Here is a 20094-nt window from a genome sequence, read left to right as displayed (position 1 = left end):
CTTCAGGGGGTCGAACCTGCACAGTCTACCGTCACCGATCCCACAGCTCACGATAGAACCCGGCGGCGCGGGCCGGCACCACGGCGCGATACTCCTCCGCGGTGAGGTCAAGGATGGTGCCGGGAGGCACCTGCGTCTCATCCGCGAGCGCCGAAACGCCGACCCCCGCGCGATGGTGCTCGAGCCCGATGCCCGCCAGTTCGATCAGGGTAGGGAACATGCTGAGTTGGTCGATATCGTCGCGGGCAAGCTCAACCCCATCGGGACTCCAGATCCTGTTGAAGATCGTGCGATCAGTGCGACCGTTCAGCTCATTCCAGAAGCTCGCCTCGGGCGCGAGCAGCTTCAGGTGATCGCCCATGAGCACGACGCTGGTGTCTTCGAGCACGCCCGCTTGGTCAAGCGCATCGACAAAGCCCGCGACCTGCTGCATCGAGCAGAAAGTGATCGAGGCGAGCGGCGCCTCCGTATCTTGCTCGCAGGAGTCGTAGAGGTGCGTCGGCTCGTGTGTGTCCAGGCTGAGTAACGTGAGATTGAACGGCTGCGCCTGCGCGTGCAGCCGCATCACCTCATCTTTCGCCAGCGCGAAAAGGCGCTGGTCTGAAAGGCCCCAGTCCTCGCGGATCTCCGTTTCGCCTGCGGCCTGCCACTCGGTCAGATCGTGCACTTCGTCATAGCCGTGGCTGCGGAAGAATGCGCCCTTCCCGGCGAAGTCCGCGTTCGCGCCGCCCATGAACACGTTATGGTAGCCCTCGCCTGCGAGCACGTCACCCAGGCAGCTCGCGTTGGGCAGATAGCTCGCCACCTCGTTGCCCTCTGAGCCCAGCAGGTTGAGATCGGCGTTCTCGCCCAGGGCGCCTCCCGAACGGAGCGGAATCCCGCACTGCGTGCTGACGATCCCAGCCATGGTCCAGCCGCCGCCCTCGTACTGCCGCAGACTCGGAATCGACTCCCACCCCGAGGTGGCCTGCTGCAGCGGGGCGAGCATGTTCTTCTCGAAGATACTGTCGTCGCCGAGTGTCTCCTCGACCGATTCCAGATAGACCACGATGAGGTTGCGATGCTCGTTCTCGCCGACGCCGCCCACGCTCATACCCTGACCGCCACCGCCGTTCGCGCTGACACCGTGCCGGGGCACAACGTAGTAATCGGCGACAGTAGCCGCACCCGCAGCTTCGCGAGCATAGGACTGCACGTACGCACCAATGCCGACAGTCGAACCAAACGCGACCACGCCGCTCACCATCACCGCGACGGCCACCACAGCGGAGAGCGTGCGCAGCACTCGGCTGGGCCGAGCCTGCAGGCCACCGCTGCGGCGGAGTGCGCACCGCGACCGCACCGTGAGCAGCACGAGCAGCAGCACCACCCCTGCTGGGATGAGCAGGATCGACACCACGGCATCAACGATCAAGCCGTCGCCTCCTGCACCCTCTCCCCCTGGCAGGTTCATGAGCATCTGATCGACGGAGATCGCCCCGAAGGTGCGCTGCACCCACAGCGCGGCGCCAAGGAGCACGGCTCCGATCAGGATGAGCAGCCAGAAGCCCGTGACAGCGGCACCCCGCAGGAAACGCGAGCGTCGGCTTGCCACTCGAACCCCACCGCTTCGAGTTTCGGCCGCCGACCGCCCGGGTTCACGCTCTTCTCTCGTCACAGTGGCACGAGTTTACGTCTTCTTTACGAGAGTTCACTTGGAGTTCATGCCCCGGATGCGGCGGGCGGCAGAATCTTGCGCCTGTCGCACGCGGAGAGCATGGAATGATAGTGGTGCGAGGCTGCCTCCGTGCCGCCGAGCGGTTTGGAGCGTCGATGCGACTACTGGATTCCGTGTTGCCGATCGTGGCTGCGCCCATGGCCGGCGGGCCGACGACGGTCGCGCTGGCTGCGGCGGTCGGGGCCGCGGGTGCCTATCCCTTCCTCGCCGGCGGCTACAAGTCACCCGAGGCGCTCGCAACAGAGATCGAGCAGCTGCGCCCCCAGGTGCACGGCTTCGGCGTGAACCTGTTCGTGCCGTCGCGCGCGGTCCCTGATCGGGCATCCTTCGCCGCCTATATCGATGAGATTCGCGGGGAGGCCGAGGCGCACGGCGTGCAGTTGCAGCCCGAGCCTGTGATCGACGACGACCACTGGAACCAGAAGCTGCGCTTGCTGCTTGAACGCCCTGTGCCGACGGTGTCGCTGACGTTCGGGCTGCCCGACGCCGGCGACATCGCCGCGCTGCGGCGGGCGGGCACGCGAGTGCTCGCGAGCGTCACCTCAGTTTCCGAGGCCCGGCTCGCACGCGCCGCCGGCGTCGATGGGCTGATTGTACAGGGGCCCGACGCCGGCGGCCATAGCGCCGTCTTCGATCCCGCACGGATCCCGGAACCGATCGACACCGCGGCGCTCGTGCACCATGTGATCCGCGAGAGCGACCTCCCCGCGATCGCCGCCGGAGGCGTCGACGGTCCGGCGGCCGTGAGCCGCTTGCTCGCCGCGGGCGCCGAGGCCGTGGCGGTGGGCACCCTGCTGCTGCGCACGGACGAGGCGGGCACGTCGCAAACCTACCGTGCAGCCCTTGCCGATCCCGCCTTCGACGAGACCGTCATCACACGGGCCTTCACCGGCCGCCCCGCCCGCGCACTGCGCAATGCCTTCATCGACCGTCACGGGAGCAACGCACCGAACGCCTACCCAGCGGTGCACCATCTCACCCGCGAACTGAGAGCCGCGGCCGCACGCTCCGGCGACACCGGCAGGCTGCACCTGTGGGCGGGAACCGGCTACCGCAACGCGAGCGAGGGCCCTGCCGCGGATGTTGTGCAGCGGCTCACCGCTGGCGTCTGAAGTCACTCGGGCAGGTCGCAAGGCCCGCACCCACGTGGGACTACTCCGTGGCCTCCTGCGGAGATGCGGCAGCAACGCCCTCGGCGACAAGCTGGTGGATGATGCTGTAATCGGGCAAATCGGGATCGACAGCCGGCGGCACCAACTCGACATTGACCGGAGCGTGCTCGCGCGCCTTCGAAGCCAGGTCGACGAAGCGGCCCAGCATCGACTCCGGGATATCGGTTTCGACAAGCTGCGTGCCAGCCGCAGCGACCTCCTGGAAGCGCAACAGCACATTCGCCGGGTTCATCTGCGCGAGAATCGCGGCCTGCAGCTCACGCTGACGCGCCATGCGGTCATAGTCGCCGTTCGAAGATCCGTAGCGCGAACGCGCATACCACTGCGCCTGATAGCCGTCGAGGCGCTGCTCGCCCGGCTCGATCCACCCGTCGACGTCAACAAGCTCACCCGTGTACTCATCAATGTGGCCGCCGATCGGCAATGGCTCCTGCACGTTCATCGTCACGCCACCGAGGGCGTCGATCATATGCGAGAACCCATCCATGTTGACGAGCACGTAGAACTGCACCTGCAGGCCGGTGATCCCCGTCACCGCATCCTTCGTCGCCTCGATACCGGGCGAAGACCCCTTCGATACCGCGTCTGCATACATGCCCTCGTACGAAGGCGATCCCGAGTCTTCAAGTTCGGTGACGAGCGAGTTCAGATTGCCCGTGGTGAAGCAGTAGTAGCCGCCGCCCTCGACAACGACGTAATCGTTCACCTCATCGCAATAGCCGTAGGGGTACACCGCAGCGAGCGGCGACTCCTCAGGGAATGGCGCAAGCTTGAGCTCGCGCGGCAGGCCGATGATGACGGACTGCCCCGTCTCGGCATCGACGCTGACAAGCGAAATGCTGTCGGGGCGCAGGCCCTCGCGATCCGCCCCCGCATCAGCGCCGAGCAGCAGAATGTTGTAGCGCCCATCGATCGGCTCAACAGCCGGCGCACCCTGAAACAGATCACCGAGCAGGCTGCGGCCCGCCCCCACCGCCGTGCCAGCCCATGCAGCGCCAGCAACCGGAAGAATCGTGAGCAGCACCGACAGAGCCGCCACCGGGACGCGCCAGTTGCCGGGCACGCGCACCAGGCGGGTGAGCCGCAGCGTATCGAACCCGAGCACCAACCACAGCACCGCATACGCGAACAGCAGAATCTGCACACCGAGCAATACGAAACCGTTGGTGAAGAACGACAGCGTCGCCACCCTGGCGAACAGCAGCCCCGCGAGCGAAGCGAGACCACCCGCGACCAGCAGCAGCGTTGCCGTCAGCCCCAGCCGGCCCAACCGACGGCTCCCTGCAAGCAGCTGCGCACTGCCAGGCAGCAGAAAGCCCAGCACGACCAACCAGCGGGCCCGCTTGCTCATCAGCGGACCCTCCGCCATATCGGGATGGCGGAGCGGCTGTTCGAGGTCGAGGCTCATGCCCCGTAGCCGCCCGGGTTCGCGGACTGCCACGCCCAGGTGTCGCGGCAGGCCTCGGCAAGGCTGCGAGTGGTGCGCCAACCGAGCCTGTCGTTTGCACGACGGGGATCGGCCACGACCTCGGCGACGTCACCCGGCCGCGGAGGAGCTACCTCGTAGGGCACCGGCTGCCCCGACGCCTCCTCGAAGGCGCGCACCACCTCAAGCACACTTGAGCCGATGCCGGAACCCAGGTTGTAGATCTCTACGCCCGCTTCGAGGTGTTCGAGGGCGGCTACATGACCCTCTGCGAGATCCATGACGTGAATGTAATCGCGCACCCCCGTGCCATCAGGCGTGGGGTAGCTGTCGCCGAAGACACTGAGGCGCTCGCGCGTGCCCACGGCAACCTGCGCGATGAACGGCATGAGATTGTTGGGAATCCCAGCAGGATCTTCTCCGATGCGCCCCGACGGATGCGCGCCGACAGGGTTGAAGTAGCGCAGCAGCACGGCACCCAAGTCGGGCCAGGAGGCGTGGGTATCGCGGATGATCTGCTCGTTCATGAATTTCGACCACCCGTAGGGGTTGGTGAGGCCAACGCCCGCGCGGTGCGACTCGTCGATGGGGGCCACATCGGGGTCGCCGTACACCGTCGCCGAGGAGCTGAACACGAGCTTGTCGACGCCTCGCTCGCGCATGAGATCGAGCAGCACAAGCGTCGAATCGAGGTTCACCCGGTAGTAGCGGGTGGGCTGAGCCACCGACTCGCCGACTGCTTTCAGACCCGCGAAGTGGATCACCGCATCGAAATCGACGCCCTGCAGCGCAGCAACAGCAGCGGCACGGTCGGCGAGATCGGCCTCGATGACGGGGATCTCCCGGCCCGTCAGCTGCTCCACTCGGCGCACGGCCTCAGGGCTGCTATTCGAGAAATCATCGAGCACGACAACCTCGTGGCCCCGCTCCAGCAACACAACGGCCGTGTGTGAACCGATGTATCCGGCTCCGCCGGTCAACAATACGCGCATGGATACCAGCGTACTGGGGCGAAACCCGAGAGAGCCGCCAGAATCTCGCGAAGATCACATTTCCATTACGGCTACGCGTGACGCCCAACTCCGCGGGACCCTCCGGGAGGTTTCCCCGGCGCACCTCAAATACAATGAGACCCAGGCACGCGCTTGAAGTTCCGCGCGCTGTTCGAGACGGAGGGGAGACTGCATGGCCACGCTCACCCTCATCGCCGAGCCGTTCCCCGACTGGGAAGCACCGGCCCACGCCGCAGCCGCCCGCGACCTCACCAATGCCGTCGCCGCCACCGCCCCGCGCAGCTGCAGCGCCCGCTATCTCATGGCGCGCGGCTCCGCACAACCAGCCTTCGCATCGCCGGTCATCCGAGTAGATCAGCTGCCGATGCGCGCCGCGATGCTCCCCTACGTCTGGCAGAGCGGCACCACGGCCCGCCCGCTCGACGGCGAGTTCGTGCACGCCCTCACCCCGATGCTGCCACTCCGCTCGCGCGGCGAAGACGACGGCTCGCAAACCTCGGTCACCATCCCGCACAGCCTCGCTTGGGAGGCGCCGGCGTTGCTCGGCAACGCCCAGGCCCGCCTCTTCCGCGCCTTCACGAGGCGCGCGGTGAAGCTTGCAGATGTGATCCTCACTCCCACCCACGCCACGGCCCGGGTGCTGCAGCGGCAGTACGGCGAGCACCTGCCCGTCCAGGTCCTGCCCCTCGCACCGCCGGCCGAGTACCTCGCGGGCAGTGATGCCGCGACGCGACGGGAGGCGCTGGCGTTGCCCGAGCGCTACGCGCTCACCACGGCGATGCCGGGCGAATTCGGCCGCCTCGAGTGGTTGTTCGACGCGCTGCGCACCGACCCGTCGCTCCCGGCACTGGTCGTGCTCGACGGGCTCGACCCGCGCGCACCTACGAAAGAGCACCGCGACGAGAACGGCGCGCACGAGATCGCGATTCCCGCAGAGTTGCACGATCGCGTCACCGTCGTGCGCCCCCGCGAGCTCGCCGATATCGGCGCTGTGCTTTCGGGAGCCGCGCTGCTGGTGCTGCCCCAGAGCTACTCCGGCACCGGCTACACCGTGCTCGGTGCGCTGAGCGCCGGCGTACCCGTGCTGCACGCCGACCAAGACGCCACCGCGGAGCTGGTGCTCGATGCCGGCGTCGCGGCAGAAAGCGCCGGGCCGTTCGCCGCCGAGTACAGCCGGCTATTCCGCGACGCCGAAGCGCTCGCCCAGCTGTCAGTGCTCGCCTGCGATCGGGGGCGCAGCTACAGCTGGCGCGGCGCCGCCTGGCAGCTGTGGGAAACCCACGCCAATCTCTAAGATCTATTGAGATGTGCGGATCCGCGAGCCCGGAGCCTCGCAGCGGTGCCCGCGGCACCCCCTCAGATCGCGTCGACTACCGCCACGCCTCCCCGCGAGCGCGCATAGCGCCACGCGAGAAGCGCAGCGAGCAGCGTCGTCGAGACGACGAAGGCGACGGTCGCCCACCAGCCGCCCGCACCGAAGGCCACACCGCCCACCCAGCCGAGCACACTTGAGCCCGTGTAGTAGCCGAGGTTGTAGAGCGCGGGTGCGAGGCTGCGCCCCGCCCCAGCCCGCCTGTCGATGAGACCGCTCGCAACGGTGTGGGCGGCGAAGAAGGCCCCCGTGAACAGCACCAGGCCGACGACCACCGCCACAAGCGAGGGGGCCAGCGTCAGCGCGAGCCCGGCCACCATCGTGGCAGCGCAGCCGAGCAGCGTCAGCGTCGGCGGAATGCCGCCTGTTGCTCGCCACACCCAGCGCGACGCCGCAGCGCCCGCGAGGTAGGCGAGGAAGATCCATGACGACTGCGCAAGCGACAGCCCGAACGGCTCGTGCTGCAGACGGAACGCGAGATAGTTGTACGCCGCGACGAAGCCGCCCATCATCAGGAACGCCTGGGCCACGAGCACCATGACGCCCGGCGTGCGGAGGTTGGCGAGGGTGGCGGGCAGGATCGCCATGCCGTCGCGCGGAGGCACGGCGGTCGGTGGGATGCGCACGAGAAACACCGCCGTCGCCGCGGCGGCGAGCACCGCGACGGCGCCCATCCCCCAGCGCCAATCACCGGGTTCGGCCGCTGTTGCGGCGATGATGCGGCCCGCGAGGCCGCCGAGCGTGGTGCCCGCAATGTAGGTGCCGATAGCGGTGCCGAGCGCCCGCGGGTGCACCATCTCGGCGATTGCGGTGACCGCGATGGCCACAAGCCCCGCGAGCAGCAGCCCTTCGACGAACCGCGCCGTGACGAACCATCCGAAGTGCGGAATGAACGGGGTGCCGAGGCCGACCACCATGGCCGACGCCATGGAGATACGCATGGCACGCACCCTGCCTATGCGGTCGGAGAGCCGTGCCCAGGGCAGCACCCCGATGGCGACGCCGATGGTCGCAGCACCGACCGCCCAGGAGGACTGCCCGGCAGACACTCCGAAGTCGCGCGCGAGATCCGGGAGTATGCCCTGCGGAGAATACATCTGCGCGAAGGTTGCGAGCCCCGCGCAGAACAGGGCGATCAGCGATCTCCGGTAGCGCGGCGTGCCCGCCTGCGCGCGAGGTTCGTCGCCGACGCCTTCCGGGCCGGAGCCCTCGCCGTCGCGGCCCGCCACAATAGCTCTGCTACTCGGAGGCGATGCGGGCCTGCAGCGCTGCGTTCTTCGTTTCAACGATGTCGGTGAGCTGCTGAGCGTACTCGGCAAGGCGCTGCGCGATCACCGGGTCGCTCGCGCCGAGAATGCGCGCAGCCAGCAGACCGGCGTTCTTCGCGCCGCCAATGCTCACTGTCGCCACCGGAATGCCACCGGGCATCTGCACGATCGACAGCAGCGAGTCGAGCCCGTCGAGCTTCGCAAGGGGCACCGGCACACCCACCACAGGCAGCGTGGTCATGGAGGCCACCATTCCCGGCAGGTGCGCGGCTCCGCCGGCACCGGCGATGATCACCCGAAGCCCGCGCGCGGCGGCCTCACGGGAGTAGCTCACCATTTTGTCTGGGGTGCGGTGGGCGCTCACCACCTCGACCTCGTGGGGAATGCCGAACTCCCGCAGCACCTGCACGGCGTCGGCCATGACGGAGAAGTCGCTATCGCTGCCCATGATCACGCCAACGAGGGGCGCTGCGGAGGTGTTGCTCATACGGTCCATCGTATCGTCGCGCGGCGGCCGTGCTCCGCGATCAGATCGGCGGATCCGCCGCGGTGCGAGCTCAGGCGAACGCTGCCGCGGCGGCGCGCGCCTCGGCGAGCACGACATCGAGCGAGTCGCCCGTGACGGTGACGTGCCCCACTTTGCGGCCGGGGCGGGGCTGCTTGTCATAGCTGTGGATCTTCGCGCGCGGGTGGGCGGCAAGCGCGGCGGCGTAGCGCACCGGCATCGGCCCCTCCTCGGGGCCGCCGAGCACATTGACCATCACCGCGACAGGCGCCGTCATCGAGGTGTCGCCGAGGGGCAGGTCGGCCACCGCCCGCAGGTGCTGCTCGAACTGGCTCGTCACCGAGCCCTCGATCGAGAAGTGGCCAGAGTTGTGCGGGCGCATGGCGAGCTCATTGACGAGCACCCGGCCATCGCGGGTTTCGAACATCTCAACGGCGAGCACACCAGTGACGCCGACGCCCTCAGCCACAGCGCTGCCGATGCGTGCGGCCTCTTCGAGCGTCTCGGCGCGCTGCACCGGAGCCGGGGCGACCACCTCAGCGCAGACGCCGTCGCGCTGGATAGTCTCGACCACAGGCCAGGTGCGAGTCTCGCCCCCGGGGCGGCGAGCCACGAGCTGTGACAGCTCACTGGTGAAATCGACGAGCTCTTCGACGAGCAGCCGCCCCCCGTGGCCGTCTTCGGCGAGCGCCGTGAACCAGTCGCGCACCTCTGCCGCGTCGGAGACGACGCGCACGCCCTTGCCGTCGTAACCGCCGCGGGCGGTCTTCACAACGGCACGACCGCCGTGCGCGTCGATGAACGATTGGAGCTCTTCGGCGTCGGCAACCGCCGCCCAGGCGGGCACTGGCACGCCCAGTTCGCCGAGCTTCTCGCGCATCAAGATCTTGTCTTGCGCGAACTGCAGGGCGTCGGGACGGGGGTGCACGGCGACGCCGCGGCGCTCCAGCTCGCGCAGAATCTCGCCGGGCACATGTTCGTGGTCGAAGGTGACCACGTCGACGGTCTCGGCAAAGGCGTAGACCGTCTCGGCGTCGCGGTAGTCGCCGACAACGTCAGCGGCGCGCGCGGCGCTCGAGCCCTCGGCTTCAGCGAGCACGCTGATACGCAGCCCGAGGTGGATGGCCGGCGGCACCATCATGCGGGCGAGCTGCCCGCCCCCGATGACGCCGATCCTGATGCTGCCGCTCTCGAGAGTCATGCCTTCTATTCTGCCGTATCGCGCCACTCGCCCCGCGCCCGCGCTCGCCAGCCGCTCCGCAGCGGAACCGATCGACGTTCACGCACCCCAATCCGCGGATGTTCGGTGCCTGCACGTCGATCGGTACGTTTGGGGGGCAGGGGATTTGGTTGATAAAAATCAACCATTGCCCTATAGTTGATCTTCGTCAACAAAGCGGAGCAGGATCCCGATCCGCCCCGGGCACACGCACCCCGGAGCCCCCGATCCGCACCCGCCAGCCGCGGCCCATCACCGAAGCCAGCCGCACCGCTCACCAGCATCCCGCGAAGGAACCATATGACGCACCCCTCCACCCAGGCCTCCGCAACGGGGCTGCTCACCGGCCGAGCCAAGAACCTCGCACTCGCGGGGCTCTTCCTCGCCAACTTCGTCTCCATGCTCGCCATGAACGTCGTGGGCACCTCGATGCCGATCATCATCGCCGACATCGGCGGCACGCAGGCCGCGTTCACCTGGGTGGTCACCGCCACCATGCTCGCCGCAGCGATCTCCACCCCGATCTGGGGCAAACTCGCCGACCTCACCAGCAAGAAGGTGCTGCTGCAGCTCGCAATCGTCATCTTCATCCTGGGCTCGGCGTTCGCCGGCATGGCGCAGGACCCCACCTGGCTCATCGCCTGCCGCATCGTGCAGGGCCTCGGCGTCGGCGGCCTCGGTGCACTCGCGCAGATCGTGCTCGCCGAGATCATCAGCCCGCTCGAACGCGGCAAGTACATGGGCATCCTGGGCGCCATCATGGCCGTGGCCACCGTCGGCGGCCCCCTGCTCGGCGGCCTACTCACCGACACCGTCGGCTGGCGCTGGAACTTCTACGTCGCCGCCCCCATCGCGATCGTCGCGATCATCATGCTGCAGCGCACCCTACACCTGCCCGTGCGCAAGCAGAAGGTCAAGATCGACTACTGGGGCACCGCGCTCATCTCGCTCGGCTTCTCGAGCCTGCTCATCTGGGTGACGCTCGCCGGCTCCAACTTCGAGTGGTGGTCGTGGCAGACCGTCGCTATGGTCGGCGGTGGCATCGCCGCCCTCGTGATCGCCGTGTTCGTCGAGCTGCGCGTCGAAGAACCGTTGATCCCGATGACCCTGTTCAAAAACCGCACCTTCACCCTCGCCTCCATCGCGTCGATCGCGGTCGGCCTCGCCATGATGGGCACCGCCGTGTTCCTCGGCCAGTACATGCAGCTCGCCCGCGGGCGCTCCGTGATCGAGTCGAGCCTGCTGACCCTGCCCATGATGGCGGGCGTGCTGCTCTCTTCCACGATCGTGGGCCAGATCATCACCCGCACCGGCAAGTGGAAGCGCTACATGGTGGCCGGCGCCGTCGCTCTGCTCGCCGGCCTGCTCATGATGGGCCAGCTGCGCTACGACACGAACTACTGGTACGTGGGCATCTCGATGGCGATCCTCGGCGCGGGCGTGGGCATGACCATGCAAAACCTCGTGCTCATCGTGCAGAACACTGTCGGGCCGACCGAGATGGGTGCGGCAAGCGCCTCGGTGACCTTCTTCCGCACCATCGGCGGCACCGCCGGTATCTCAGTGATGGGCGCGATCCTCGCCCACGAGATCGCCGACTACTTCACGGAGGGCTTCACGAAGCTGGCCGCGCTCATGCAGACGGACCCCGACCCCGCCGTGATCGCCGATCTGCAGCGGTTCCAGGAGAGCGACGCGATCCCGAAGATCGCCGAGCTGACCGCGCCCGTGCGAGAAATCGTCGAGTCGTCGTACGGTCACGCCATCGGCAACATCTTCCTCGCCGCCTCCCCCGTCGCGATCGTCGCGCTTATCGCGATCGCGCTGCTGCCCAACATTCCACTGAGCACCCAGAGCAATGCCGAGCGCATCGCCGAACTGAGCCGACGAGAGGCCACAGCCGCAAGCGACGCCGCGGGTACCGCCGCGCACGAACTCCTCGGCGACGCCGTGCAGGCGGCCACCGGGCCGATCGGTGTGGTGTCGGGCGATGACCGCTCGCAGCCCGCCACGGACGCCGAACGCGGCACCAGCCGCACTGAGGCCCGTTAGGCTCAAGACCATGGAGGATCACAACGGCCGCGCCCCGCTGGACGCCCCGGCGGGGACGGCCGACGCCCCCCGCGACGACCGCATCGCGCAGATCATCTCAGAATTCTCAGAGGTCTTCGCTTTCGCTCGCAGCCACTGGGCCAGCTACGCACAAGAAGTCGACCCCGAACTCAAGGGCGTCGGCATGATCGTGCTGCAGCTGATCTTCAAGAAGGGCCCGGTCACCGCGACCGCGCTCAGCCAGATGCTCGACATGGACAAGGCTGTGGTGAGCCGCCAACTCGCGAAACTGCGCGAACTTGCACTCGTCGACGCCGAACCCGCTGCAGAAGACCGCCGCGTGGTGTTGCTCACCACCACGCCGCGCGCCGCCGAAGTGCTCGAACGCGTCCGCACCCGTTGGGCGCACGCCTACCACGAGCGTTTCGCCGGCTGGAGTGCCGACGACCTCGACGGTCTGCGCGAGGGGCTGCACCGCTTCAACGCCTCCGCGCATGACATTCGCGTCGATGGGCCCGCCGGCCGCTGCACCCGCGGCCACACCGTCGAGTAGCGGATCGCCGCAGCAGCAGCATCTGCACGCAGCAGGCGCCGCAAACACCACAGTCACGACGACGGCCCAGTCTCGCAGGCCCACCCCGTGCGGGGTGAGACCTGGCGAGGCTGGGCCGTCGTCGTTGTTCAGAGCATCAGGCGCGTCGCCTGCGCGCCCGCCACACGATGATCGCGCCGCCACCCACCGCGAGCAGCAAAGCCCCAGCCGCAAGCGGTGCCGCACTCTGCGCACCCGTGCGGGCGAGCGAAGCGGAGTTCGAGCCCGCGCGATCCGCCGCCCCCTGACCGCCGGATCCACCCGATCCGCCAGCCCCGCCGCTGCCACCGCCGTCAGTGCCACCGCCACCGCTGCCTTCGGCGGCGGTGATCACCACAGGAGTCGACAGCTCCGAACCGTCGGCGCGCACCACCACCAGGCTGTGCTGGCCAGCGGGCGTCTCAGCCGGGATCCGCACCGTCTGCGACAGCCCTCCCTGAGCGTCGGCCACAGGCGACGCGAGCACCACAGGCTTCGACCGCAACTCGATCCGCAGCGCCTCCTGAGGCAGGAACCCGCTGCCAGCCACCGTGATCTCGCCGCCCTGTGCGACAGTGCTCACGCCGAGCGACACCTCCGGCGGCGCCGGGGGCGCATCATCAGCGGGCAGCGCGATATCGACGTGCTTGATCTCGGTCGGCTGCGCCTGGGTGTCGAAGCCATAGACCGTCGCGCGCAGACGATCTTCGTAGAGCGAGATGCGCAGGCCCGCGGGATCCGCGCCGCCGACACCCACCTCGCCCCAGTCCCCGCTCGGACCGTACTGGGTGGTGACCGCAGCGGTATTGATCACCGTCGGAGCGTGGCTCGTGGTCGGCACGAAGCGCTGCTCCACGCTCCAGTCGTGCAGCTTCGGGCTCCAGTGCGTGTGCGAACTCATCACTGTGACGTTCGGGTAGGCGGCCAGCAAGCGCTCCATGCGCTCCTGGTCGTCACCGAACTCACGCTTGTAGAGATTGGCGTAGGAACCCGAGACCGAATTCTCGAAGATGTGGTGCACGCTCAGCAGCACCGGCATGCCCGCGTCACGGTAGTGATCGAGGCGGTCGCGCAGCCAGTTGAACTGCTCGTCCCAGATCTCCACGAACGGTCCACTGCCGCCGTGGTACTCGTGGCGCTCGCTGCCGATCCAGAGCACCGGAAGCTTGCCGTCAACCACAACCTCACCCCAGAGGCCGCGGTTCGCGGACGCGGATCCCGGCACGCCGAGATCGCGCATGCCCGTGCGGTCGAGGAAGCGCTGGATGTAGGTAGCCGAGCCGTCGCCGCCGTAGAACTCGTGGTTGCCGATCGTGGAGATGCGAGTCGGGTAGTCGGCCCCGCCGCCGGCGTTGAAGGCCGCGAAGTAGCTGTCGTACTGCGCGGTCGTGCCGTTGCCAGTGAGGTCGCCGTTCGAGATCACAGTGTCGGCCCGGCCGCCCGGAAGGTTGCGGAAGCCGGGCAGCACCTGGTTCTGCAGCTTCGCGTTCGCGCCCTGCACGTCACTGAAGACGTCGACGATGGCCTCGGGCTCGGCACCGTCGGCGAGCGGCGCGAGCGGGGTCACGAGCTGCACGTCGTCGATCATCCATGAGCCGCCGCCTGCCGGCGCGGTGTAGTCGAACACGACGGTCGCGCGGGTCGCCGCCGCCGGCACCGACAGGGGCAGGCGCGGCTGCGCTGACTCCTCCTCAGCGGTGATGGCGCGCAGCTCCACGGTCTCGCCGGTGTCGAACTTCACGGCGACCGTACCCGTGTGGGCTCCGCCGCCGCGCACCCGGAAGTGGCTGTCGAAGCGCAGTTCGAGCTTTGCCCCGCCAGTGACCGCGACCGGAGCCGAGGTGAGCACACCGTCGAAGGCCGCGTTCTTCGCCTCGGCGACGGCGATCACCCCCGAAGCGCGGGTGAAGGTGTGTCGGCGGTCGAGGCCGTAGGCATCGACGACCTGCTGGCGGGTGAGAAACGCCCAATCGCCCTCGACACCCCAGGCATCGCTGGTGCCGTCGAAGCCGTCCCACCACAGCTGCGGCTCGGTGGTGGCGGCAGCAGCCGGAAGCTCTGCGAGCACCGTCACCGGGATCGACACCGGGGTCACCCCGCTGCCTGTGATGGCGAGCGGCAGCACGGCCTGCGGCTGCCCAGCCGGGATCGCCACGTCGAACGCAACCGTGCCGTCAGCCGCCGCGGCGGGGATGCCCGTGATAGGCACCGCTGCAGCCCCCTCACCGAGCACTGCGCTCAGTTGCTGGCCGGCACGCAGCCCGCGCAGCGACACCGTGGTGCTCGATCCCGGGGTCGCCACAGGCTTCGCGAGCGAGGTTACGACGGGCGTGCGATCGGCGGGCGCGGCCTCGGCGATGGCAACGTTGTCGATCATCCAGAACCAGTTATTGCTGCTCTTCAGGTACTGCCACCCGAAGCGCACGTTTTGCGCGCCAGCAGGCAGATCGATGGTGAAGGTGTGCGTCTGGTTCAACCGGTTCGCGGCGAAGGCGTCGACGAGTGCGGGGGCACCGCCGTCGATGCTGGCGAGCAGCTTCGCCTCCTGAGGCGCCTGGCCCTGCTTGTAGTGGCTGTCGAAGCTCACGCTCACTGCTTCGGCGCCGGGATCGACCGCGTAGGCGGGCGCCCACAGCGTCGAATCGAAGGTGCCGGTGGTGGGGCGATTGCTATCCGACTGCACCACGGCGACGAGGCCCTGCGCCTTGGAGAAGCTATTGCGGTCGCCGTTGTTGCCGAACGCCGAGACAACCTCGGCGGTGGTGTGGAAGGTCCACCCCTCCCAGCCGGCGCGCATCCCCGCAGTGTTCGTGCTCTCCACGGTCCAGCCGTCTGGTGCTTGGCCGGGGCCGCCGGCGGTGTCGAAGCCCTGCGTATACGGGGCGGCAACGGCCGCAGCCGGCGCGGCCACCGCGGGGGCGACGATGAGGCCACCGGCGAGCGCGAGCAGCGCGCCTCCGGCAATGGCACGTCCGGGCCGTCGCACGGCGCGACGGAGTGAACTGGGCAACATGGGGCGTTTCTCCTTATGTGAGCGTCAGATGCTGCGAAGAGCGGGAGGGGCGGATCGGCGGCTACTGCAGCCGCTTGCGGATCCAGCCCGAGGCGAGATCGACCGCCACGATCACCACGAGGATGATGATGAGGTAGGTGAGCATCTCGTCGAATTGGAAGGTCTTGATGGCTTTGTTGATGAGCAGACCGATGCCACCGGCACCCACGAGGCCGAGCACGAGCGAGGAGCGCACGTTCACGTCGAAGCGATAGAGCAGCAGCCCGGTCAGCTGCGGCAGAACCGTCGGGATCGTCGCGTTCGCAACCACCTGCCAGCGGCTCGCGCCGGCCGTGCGCAGCGCCTGCTCGGGGCCGGGGTCGATATCCTCCATGGCCTCTGACCAGAGCTTGCCCATCACGCCGGTGTTGTGGCAGATGAGCGCGAGCACGCCCGCGAAGGGGCCGAGGCCCACAGCCGTCACGAAGATGAGGGCGAAGACGATGTCGGGCACCGCGCGAAAGAACGACAGGATGCCGCGCGCAACCTGGTAGACGAAGGTGTTGGGTGCGGTGGTGCGGGCGCCGAGCACGGCGAGCAGCAGTGCGAATGGCACCGAGATCGTGGTGCCGAGCAGGCCGATCCAGAGCGTGGTCAGCGCACCTTCGAGACCCTTCTGCAGCACCTCGGGGCTGAGATCCGGCGGGATGGCCTCGGCGAGGAAGTTCACCATGCCTTGCGCGCCCGTGAGGAGCTTGGCGGGGTGGAAGTCGGTTGCCGAGAAGGCGAGCAGGTGCAGCACCACGAGTACCACGATGATCGCGGTCCAGGTTCCGGCCCGGTAGGGGGCTTTCGGATCCCGCGGCACGGGGATGTGATCGTCGGAGCGAGGCTCGCGGAGGGCGGCGGGGGTGAGCGTATCAGTCACGGGGAAGGTTCCTCAGAGGTACAGCGAGGCCAGCTCGATGTCGTCGATGTCGGCGGTGGGGGCGTCGAAGACGAGGCCGCCGTCGCGCAGGCCGATCACCCGGTGGGCGTAGCTGCGCGCCAGGTGGGGCTGATGCAGCACGGCTGCGACACCGAGGTTCTCCTCGACGGCGAGCTCGTGCAGCAGGCTCATCACGTCGTCGGCGGCCTTCGGGTCGAGGGCCGAGACGGGCTCGTCCGCGAGAATCATGCGCGGCCGCTGGCACAGGGCGCGGGCGATGGCCACCCGCTGCTGTTGGCCGCCGGAGAGGCTGCCGGCGCGGTCATGGGCGCGATCCGCCAGCCCCACACGATCGAGGCAAGCCATGGCCTCCTCCTTCAATGCGCGCGGGAACAGCGGGGGCAGCGAGCGCCAAGCGGACAGCCGCGAGAAGCCGCCGGCGCACACGTTCTGCAGCACCGTACGGCGCTGCACCAGGTGGATCTTCTGGAATACGGTCGCCGCGGTGCGGCGAGCCTCGGCGCGGCGCTGAGCGCTCGCCTCGGTCAGACGGACTCCGGCGATGGTGATGTCGCCGGAGTCCGCCTCGATGAGGCCGTTCACCGCGCGCAGAGTGGTCGACTTGCCCGAGCCATTGGCTCCGAGGAATGCGACGACCTCTCCCGCGTGCACGCGCATGCTCATATCCCTGAGCACGACGCGGTCGCCGAAGCTCTTGGAGATGGCTCGCACGTCGAGCAGCACTTCAGCGGTGCTGTTCGTCTGCGTCTGGGCGGGGGTTCCGAGCACGGTGACGGCACTCATCAGACGTCGGCCTCGGTGAGACCCATGGTGTCGGCGAGCTCGAACAGCGGCTGGTAGGTCTTGTTGTCGACCTCGATCAGCGGGCCTGCGGGGTCAACCCCGAGGAAGGCGCTGACCTTCGCAACGTCGGCGGCGTCGAGGCTCAGCAGAGCCTCCTTCACAGCGATCTGGAACTCTTCAGGCAGGTTCTTGCGCACGGTGATCGGATCGTTCGGGATAGGATCCGACTCCCAGACCTGGCGGAACTTCGAGGTGTCGAAGGTGCCCTCGGCAACCGCGGTCGCGAGCGTCTGCGAGTTGATCTGGGCAGCCTCGACGGTGCCGTTGGTGAGTGCGAGCAGCGCCTCGGGGTGACCGCCTGCGTAGTCCCACTGCACCTCTTCGTCGATGCCCGCATCGACGAGCGCCGACATCGGCAGCGCGTCACCCGAGGTCGAGCCGGGGCTGCCGAGGGCGAGGGTCTTGCCCTTCAGATCCTCGAGGGACTGCACGGGCGAATCCTTGGGCACCCAGATGCCGCCCGTGTAGGTGGTGGGCTTGCCCTCGGCGTCGCCGAAGGAGACCATCGCGGTGGCCCCGGCGCGCTCGTTCGCGAACACGAAGCCGAGCGGGCCGAACTGGGCGATCTCGAGCTGATCGTTCTCCATGGCGAGCACCTCGGCTGCGTAGTCCTCGGTGATACTCACCTCGACGGGGCAGTCGAGCTTCTCCGACAGCGCCTCGGCAAGCACCTGATAGGCGGGTTCAAGGGCCTCGGGATCCTCGTAGGGCAGGATGCCGAAGCGAATCTTGCCGTCGGGGCAGGTGGCGGAAGCCTCGCCCGATGCCGCATCGGCAGTGGACGAGCATGCGGTGAGGCCGAGGCCCAGCAGCGCGACCGCCGAGGCGGCGAGGATGGTGGTCTTCTTCACGATTCTCCTTGGGGTATGTGGTGCGGTGTGAAGGTCCGACCGCCTGTCGGGTTCGACAGGCGGGTGGTCTAGAGGGAGGCGATGGTGCGGGCGCCGAGGGCGAGGCCCACGGTCATGCCCACGCCCGTGGTCACGGTGACCACGGAGACGCCGGAGGCCGGGGTGGCGCGCAGGATGTCCTGCTCACCGCTCGTGGCGTAGAGCCCCTGCCAGCGTTCGAGCACGTCTAGATGGGGAACGCCGAGCAGCGCAGCAGCCTCGTCGAGCAGGATTTGCGACCAGCGCTCGTCGAGGAAGGGTGGCGCGGTGTCGTGGCTCGCGTGCGAGTCGCCCACGAGCAGCGTGCCGTCGGCCTGCTGGGTGAACATGACATTGGCGTCGATCTCGATCAGCTCGGGTCGGGAGATGCGGATCTCGGCGCGCAGCGCCTCTGCGGCTGGGCCGGCGAAAGCGCCGTAGCGCAGCATCGAGGTGCCGGTGAACACGGCGGGGCCGAGCCCCATCTCGCGCGGGGCGCGCACGCGCATCATCTGCAGCGCGCACTCTCGTACGCGGGCCTGCTCGGCGAGCTCGGGGAAGAGACGCCCCACGAGGTGACCGGCTGCGACCACGACGTGGTCGGCTTCGATCCGCCCCCGGCTCGTCTCCACAGCGCCCTCGCGCACCTCGCGCACCGCCGTCGAGAATCGCACTTCGCCGCGCTCGTGGGCGTCGACCCAGGCGGCGATGCGCGCCACCGTTGAGCGGGGGTTTGCGGTGAGATCGGCGGGGAGCAGCGCGCCGGCGCGCAGGTGGCTGGGATTCGGGATCCGCAGCAGTGCGCCGGCCTCGGTGCCGGTCACGAGCGTGGCGCCCTCGGGGGCGCGCTCGGCGAAGAACTCGTGGATCACTGATTCTTCAGCGGCGGATCGTGCCACGACGAGGGTGCCGGAGCGGCGCGCCTCGACGCCAGCGCGCTCGGCGAGCGACAGCCAGATCGGATTCGCTTCGAGCGCGAGTGCGCCGAGCTCGCCCGCCTGGGCCGAGGTGCAGACGTGGCCGAAGTTGCGCACGCTTGCGAGCACGGCAGCGGCGTCTTGTTCGATCACGGTCACGCGGCAGCCTGCGTCGAGCGCGGCGACGGCGTGGCCGAGGCCGACAATGCCGGCGCCGACGATCACGACGTGGGGTGCGGAGTGCGAGGAGGTCATGACTTCGATGGTGAAGCCTCAAAAGTAATCATGACAACTTTTCGCGGCGGTGTTCTTCAAGCGTTCACGGTGCGCCACCGGGTGATCGAAGATCGTCACAATTCGTTCACCTGACAGTCATCGGCACGCATTTCGAGTAGTACAGACAACTTGTAGGCTGACCGCATGACCGACAGCTCCCCGCTTCACGCACGGCTGTACGCCGAGATGGTGCACCGCATCCGCACCGGCGTCTGGCAGCCAGGCGACCGCGTGCCCAGCGAGAAATCGCTCGTCGCCGAGTTTGGCACCTCGCGAGGCCCCGTGCGCCAAGCACTGGCGGCACTGCGTGCCGAGGGCATGATCAGCGGTCGGCGCGGTGCCCCGCCGCGAGTGCAGCGAACCGCACCGGCGCAGTCGTTCGACACCTTCATGTCGTTCACCGAGTGGGCGCGAGAACTGGGGCTCGTGCCCGGCCAGCGCGTCATCGAGGCGAGTCGGCGGCCGGCCACCGAGGACATCTCGCGCGAGCTGCAAATCGAACCCGACACCCCCGTCGTCGAGATCATCAGGCTGCGACTGCTCGACGGCAAGCCCGCAATGCTCGAACGCTCGCTCTTCCCCTACGAAATCGGCAGGCACCTGCTCTCAGCCGACCTCGACGGCGGCAGCATCTACCAGACGCTGTGCAACGCTGGCGTGGTGCCCGTGCGCGCCCGCCACGTCATCGACGCCGTCGCCGCCCACCCCCTCGAAGTCGAACAACTGCATGTGCAGCCGGGAGCGCCGCTGCTGCGCGTGCGCCGCCTCGCCTACGACGTGCTCGGCACCGTCATCGAGACCGCCGACGACCGCTACCTGCCAGCCATGGCCACCTTCGTGGTCGAGAACAGCGCCGAACACCGCACGCCGCTGACGCGCCAGGCCGGCACCACCAACGTCGATCTTTTCGATCGCGCCCTCTGACCCCCGGCC

Annotated in this window: 16 protein-coding genes; 5 read left to right on the top strand and 11 right to left on the bottom strand. The window is 68.4% G+C overall.

Annotation, left to right across the window (positions count from 1 at the left end):
- Positions 1–31: 31 nt before the first annotated feature.
- Complete coding sequence (locus WFL22_RS08935) at positions 32–1594, bottom strand: LTA synthase family protein (protein ID WP_336992373.1); 1563 nt, start codon at positions 1592–1594, stop codon at positions 32–34.
- A gap of 218 nt (positions 1595–1812) precedes the next feature.
- Here WFL22_RS08935 and WFL22_RS08930 point away from each other — a divergent pair, with 218 nt between their 5' ends.
- A complete protein-coding gene (locus WFL22_RS08930; RefSeq protein WP_336992371.1) occupies positions 1813–2829 on the top strand; it encodes a nitronate monooxygenase in 1017 nt (338 codons plus the stop codon).
- 40 nt (positions 2830–2869) lie between these two features.
- Here WFL22_RS08930 and WFL22_RS08925 read toward each other — a convergent pair whose 3' ends face one another.
- Both WFL22_RS08925 and galE read right to left on the bottom strand, forming a co-directional pair.
- Positions 2870–4297 (bottom strand): LCP family protein, encoded by a 1428-nt coding sequence (locus tag WFL22_RS08925; RefSeq protein ID WP_336652224.1) that lies wholly within the window; start codon positions 4295–4297, stop codon positions 2870–2872.
- The gene (galE, locus tag WFL22_RS08920) at positions 4294–5307 is read right to left on the bottom strand and encodes a UDP-glucose 4-epimerase GalE (protein ID WP_336652225.1); all 1014 of its coding nucleotides are present in this window, start codon (positions 5305–5307) and stop codon (positions 4294–4296) included. The genes WFL22_RS08925 and galE overlap by 4 nt, the downstream gene beginning before the upstream one ends.
- A 193-nt stretch (positions 5308–5500) precedes the next feature.
- On the opposite strand from galE, the gene WFL22_RS08915 reads away from it, so the two are divergent.
- Complete coding sequence (locus WFL22_RS08915; RefSeq protein WP_336652226.1) at positions 5501–6622, top strand: glycosyltransferase; 1122 nt, start codon at positions 5501–5503, stop codon at positions 6620–6622.
- Between the two features lie 62 nt (positions 6623–6684).
- On the opposite strand, the gene WFL22_RS08910 is transcribed toward WFL22_RS08915, so the two are convergent.
- The 3 genes from WFL22_RS08910 to WFL22_RS08900 all read right to left on the bottom strand — a co-directional run bounded on the left by WFL22_RS08910 (position 6685) and on the right by WFL22_RS08900 (position 9674).
- A complete protein-coding gene (locus tag WFL22_RS08910) occupies positions 6685–7929 on the bottom strand; it encodes an MFS transporter (RefSeq protein ID WP_336992369.1) in 1245 nt (414 codons plus the stop codon).
- Between the two features lie 10 nt (positions 7930–7939).
- Complete coding sequence (gene purE / locus WFL22_RS08905) at positions 7940–8455, bottom strand: 5-(carboxyamino)imidazole ribonucleotide mutase (protein WP_336992368.1); 516 nt, start codon at positions 8453–8455, stop codon at positions 7940–7942.
- A gap of 70 nt (positions 8456–8525) precedes the next feature.
- Positions 8526–9674 carry a 5-(carboxyamino)imidazole ribonucleotide synthase gene (locus tag WFL22_RS08900; protein WP_336992367.1) on the bottom strand — a complete coding sequence of 383 codons (1149 nt, stop codon included), beginning with the start codon at positions 9672–9674 and terminating at the stop codon, positions 8526–8528.
- Positions 9675–9992: 318 nt separating this feature from the next.
- On the opposite strand from WFL22_RS08900, the gene WFL22_RS08895 reads away from it, so the two are divergent.
- Together WFL22_RS08895 and WFL22_RS08890 are read left to right on the top strand one after the other, a co-directional pair.
- Positions 9993–11744: a DHA2 family efflux MFS transporter permease subunit gene (locus WFL22_RS08895; RefSeq protein ID WP_336992365.1), complete on the top strand. Its 1752-nt coding sequence runs from the start codon at positions 9993–9995 to the stop codon at positions 11742–11744.
- Between the two features lie 10 nt (positions 11745–11754).
- Complete coding sequence (locus WFL22_RS08890) at positions 11755–12297, top strand: MarR family winged helix-turn-helix transcriptional regulator (RefSeq protein ID WP_336652231.1); 543 nt, start codon at positions 11755–11757, stop codon at positions 12295–12297.
- A 136-nt stretch (positions 12298–12433) separates the two neighbouring features.
- Here WFL22_RS08890 and WFL22_RS08885 read toward each other — a convergent pair whose 3' ends face one another.
- The 5 genes from WFL22_RS08885 to WFL22_RS08865 form a co-directional block, all read right to left on the bottom strand.
- Positions 12434–15328 (bottom strand): metallophosphoesterase, encoded by a 2895-nt coding sequence (locus WFL22_RS08885; protein WP_336992363.1) that lies wholly within the window; start codon positions 15326–15328, stop codon positions 12434–12436.
- Positions 15329–15389: 61 nt separating this feature from the next.
- Positions 15390–16235, bottom strand: a complete 846-nt coding sequence (gene phnE, locus WFL22_RS08880) for a phosphonate ABC transporter, permease protein PhnE (RefSeq protein WP_336652233.1) — start codon at positions 16233–16235, stop codon at positions 15390–15392.
- Positions 16236–16247: 12 nt separating this feature from the next.
- Positions 16248–17039: a phosphonate ABC transporter ATP-binding protein gene (locus tag WFL22_RS08875; protein WP_336652234.1), complete on the bottom strand. Its 792-nt coding sequence runs from the start codon at positions 17037–17039 to the stop codon at positions 16248–16250.
- Complete coding sequence (locus WFL22_RS08870) at positions 17039–17950, bottom strand: phosphate/phosphite/phosphonate ABC transporter substrate-binding protein (RefSeq protein WP_336652235.1); 912 nt, start codon at positions 17948–17950, stop codon at positions 17039–17041. The genes WFL22_RS08875 and WFL22_RS08870 overlap by 1 nt, the downstream gene beginning before the upstream one ends.
- Before the next feature lie 68 nt (positions 17951–18018).
- The gene (locus tag WFL22_RS08865) at positions 18019–19140 is read right to left on the bottom strand and encodes a TIGR03364 family FAD-dependent oxidoreductase (protein WP_336992362.1); all 1122 of its coding nucleotides are present in this window, start codon (positions 19138–19140) and stop codon (positions 18019–18021) included.
- Between the two features lie 165 nt (positions 19141–19305).
- Between WFL22_RS08865 and WFL22_RS08860 the strand changes: the two genes are divergently transcribed.
- Positions 19306–20085: a GntR family transcriptional regulator gene (locus WFL22_RS08860; protein ID WP_336652237.1), complete on the top strand. Its 780-nt coding sequence runs from the start codon at positions 19306–19308 to the stop codon at positions 20083–20085.
- Positions 20086–20094 lie beyond the last annotated feature (9 nt).

The sequence above is a fragment of the Leucobacter sp. VD1 genome (assembly GCF_037150695.1).
Classification (GTDB): domain Bacteria; phylum Actinomycetota; class Actinomycetes; order Actinomycetales; family Microbacteriaceae; genus Leucobacter.
Note: the sequence above shows the minus strand (reverse complement) of the source record. Positions and strands in the feature narration are given on the sequence as shown.